The sequence below is a fragment of the Deferrisoma sp. genome (assembly GCF_054681715.1).
In genome coordinates this window covers 1-2,635 of the sequence record NZ_BAAHFQ010000262.1, presented here as the reverse complement: position 1 = coordinate 2,635, position 2,635 = coordinate 1, and the positions used below count along the sequence as shown (strand labels likewise).

The following is a 2,635-nucleotide window of genomic DNA, read 5'->3' as shown; positions in this document are numbered from 1 at the left end:
CCCCGAGCAGAACGACACCTTCAACGACCACTACCTCGATCTCGACTACGACCTGAGCCGGGTTCTCTTCATCACCACGGCCAACTACCTGCCGAACATCCCGGAACCCCTGCGCGACCGCATGGAGGTGATCCGGATCGCCGGGTACACCGAGCTCGAGAAGCTCGAGATCGCCAAGCGCCACCTGGTGCCGAAGCAGATCGAGGCGAACGGCCTCACACCGGAGCAGATCCGGTTCACGGACGCGGCGCTCCTGGAGATCATCCGGCGCTACACCCGGGAGGCGGGGGTCCGGAACCTGGAGCGCATGATCGCGAAGATCTGCCGCCGGGTGGCCAAGGCCGTCGTGACCGAGGGCCAGACGGCAAAGACCCACCGCATCACCCCGTCGGTGGTGCACCGCTACCTGGGCGCCCCCAAGTACAAGTACGGGGTCAAGGAGGAGAAGAGCGAGGTCGGGTTCGCCACGGGGTTGGCCTGGACCGAGACCGGCGGCGAACTCCTGGGGATCGAGGTGGCCCTCGTGCCCGGCAAGGGCAACCTCACGATCACCGGGAAGCTCGGGGACGTGATGATGGAGTCGGCCCGGGCCGCCGTGACCTATGTGCGGAGCCGGGCTCTGAAGCTGGGGGTGGAGCGGGACTTCTACCAGAAGCTCGACATCCACATCCACGTGCCCGAGGGCGCGATCCCCAAGGACGGCCCCTCGGCCGGCATTACCATGGCCACGGCGCTCACCTCGGCCCTCACCGGCATCCCGGTGCGGCGCGACGTGGCCATGACCGGCGAGATCACGCTGAGGGGCAAGGTGCTCCCCGTGGGCGGGATCAAGGAGAAGCTCCTGGCGGCCCACCGGGGCCACCTGACGACCGTGCTCCTACCCCGGGAGAACGAAAAGGACGTGGCCGACCTGGATCTGCCCCGCAACGTGCTGAACGACCTCCAGCTCGAATACGTGGACCACATGGACCAGGTGCTGGAGCGGGCCCTCGAGACGGCCGAACCCCAGGCCATCCTCTCCGGTCCGGCCGGCCATGTGCGCACGGTGGAGGAGATCCTGGGACTGCCGCCCGCGCCCCGGCCGGCGGTGGAGGACGAAGGCCCCCGGGCGCTCCAGTAGCCCACAAAACACGCTTGACACCCGAGGGCGCGGCCTGTTATAACCCGCGCCTGTTCCCGGAACCCCTGACCAAGGAGGAAGGCCGTGACCAAGGCGGAACTGATCGAGGCCATGGCGGAGAAGGCCAACACGTCCAAGGCGGCGGCAAAGCGGTTCCTCGACGCGTTCACGGCGACGGTCACCGACGCCTTGAAGAAGGGCGACAAGGTGACCCTGGTCGGGTTCGGGACGTTCAGCGTGTCGGAGCGCAAGGCCCGCACGGGCCGGAATCCCCGGACCGGCGAGACCATCCAGATCGCCGGCGGGAAGAGCCCCAAGTTCAAGCCGGGCAAGGCGCTCAAGGACACCGTCGCCTAGCTCGATCGGTTTTTCAGGCGGATAGCTCAGTTGGTGAGAGCGCCGGCCTTACAAGCCGGAGGTCGCAGGTTCGACTCCTGTTCCGCCTACCAGCCGCAACCCAACACAGCCCGTTTGCGGGGGCGTAGTTCAGTCGGTTAGAACGCCGGCCTGTCACGCCGGAGGTCGCGAGTTCGAGTCTCGTCGCTCCCGCCATCTTTTCGAAAAGGGCCGCCCGATCGCGGGCGGCCCTTTTCCTTTCCCCTCCCCAAAGGCCCCTTGCCCCTCCGGCCCGAAGCCTTAGATTACGCCGCGTTCGACGCCTTCCCCACCGAACCCGTCCGGCGACTCGGAGGAGGACCCCATGGCCATTCGGATCGGGATCTCCGGATTCGGAAGGATCGGCCGCAACCTCGTGCGCATCGGGTACAAGGACCCCGAGCTCCAGTTCGTGGCCGCCACCGACATCGCCGACATCGAAAGCCTCGCCTACCTCCTACGGTGCAGCACCATCGAGGGCCGCCTCCCGGACCCCGTCCGGGTCGAGGGAAACCATATCGTCGTGGGCCCCCAGCGCATCCGGTACATCCGGGAGTCGACCCCCGGCTCGGTTCCCTGGGACGTGCTGGGCGTCGACGTGGTGATGGAGTGTACCGGCCGGTTCCGCCGCCGGGTGGACCTGGAACGCCACCTCAGGGCCGGAGCGCCCCGGGTGCTCCTGTCCACCCCGGCCCTGGACCCGATCGATCGCACGGTGATCAACGGTGTAAACGACCACGAACTGCGGGCCGACGACCGCATCGTGTCCAACGGCTCGAGTTCGAGCCACGCCCTGGGGCTCGGCCTGCGGGTTCTCTTGGAGGGCCCGGGGGTCGAGTGGGCCACCATGACGACGGTGCACGCCGTGACCGGGGATCAGCAACTCAGCGACACGGCCCAGCCGGGTCCCCGGTGGAGCCGCAGCGCGGCGAAAAACATCATTCCCAACCGGTCCTGGGCTCCCGAGGCGGTGGCGGCGCTCCTCCCCGAACTCGAGGGCCGCCTCGAGGGGTTCGCCCTCAACGTGCCGGTGCTCGCCGGCTCGTGCCTCGACCTGGTGGTGCGGCTTCGGTCCCCGGCGGGAGCGGACGGGGTGCGACGGTTGTTCCGGGAGGCCGCCGCCGGCCCCTACCGGGGCCT

3 protein-coding genes and 2 tRNA genes are annotated in these 2,635 nt (G+C 68.5%); all 5 read left to right on the top strand.

Annotated features, from left to right (window positions below):
- Nucleotides 1-1,120 (top strand): S16 family serine protease (locus tag ACY0I8_RS17580; protein ID WP_461395781.1); only part of this gene is annotated, 1,120 nt, incomplete at its 5' end.
- Nucleotides 1,121-1,204: 84 nt separating this feature from the next.
- Nucleotides 1,205-1,477 (top strand): HU family DNA-binding protein, encoded by a 273-nt coding sequence (locus ACY0I8_RS17575; RefSeq protein ID WP_461395780.1) that lies wholly within the window; start codon nt 1,205-1,207, stop codon nt 1,475-1,477.
- Between the two features lie 15 nt (nt 1,478-1,492).
- Nucleotides 1,493-1,569 (top strand) — tRNA-Val (locus ACY0I8_RS17570).
- A 26-nt stretch (nt 1,570-1,595) separates the two neighbouring features.
- Nucleotides 1,596-1,672, top strand: a tRNA-Asp gene (locus ACY0I8_RS17565).
- A 148-nt stretch (nt 1,673-1,820) separates the two neighbouring features.
- On the top strand, nt 1,821-2,635 hold an 815-nt coding region (locus tag ACY0I8_RS17560; protein ID WP_461395779.1), incomplete at its 3' end, for a type I glyceraldehyde-3-phosphate dehydrogenase.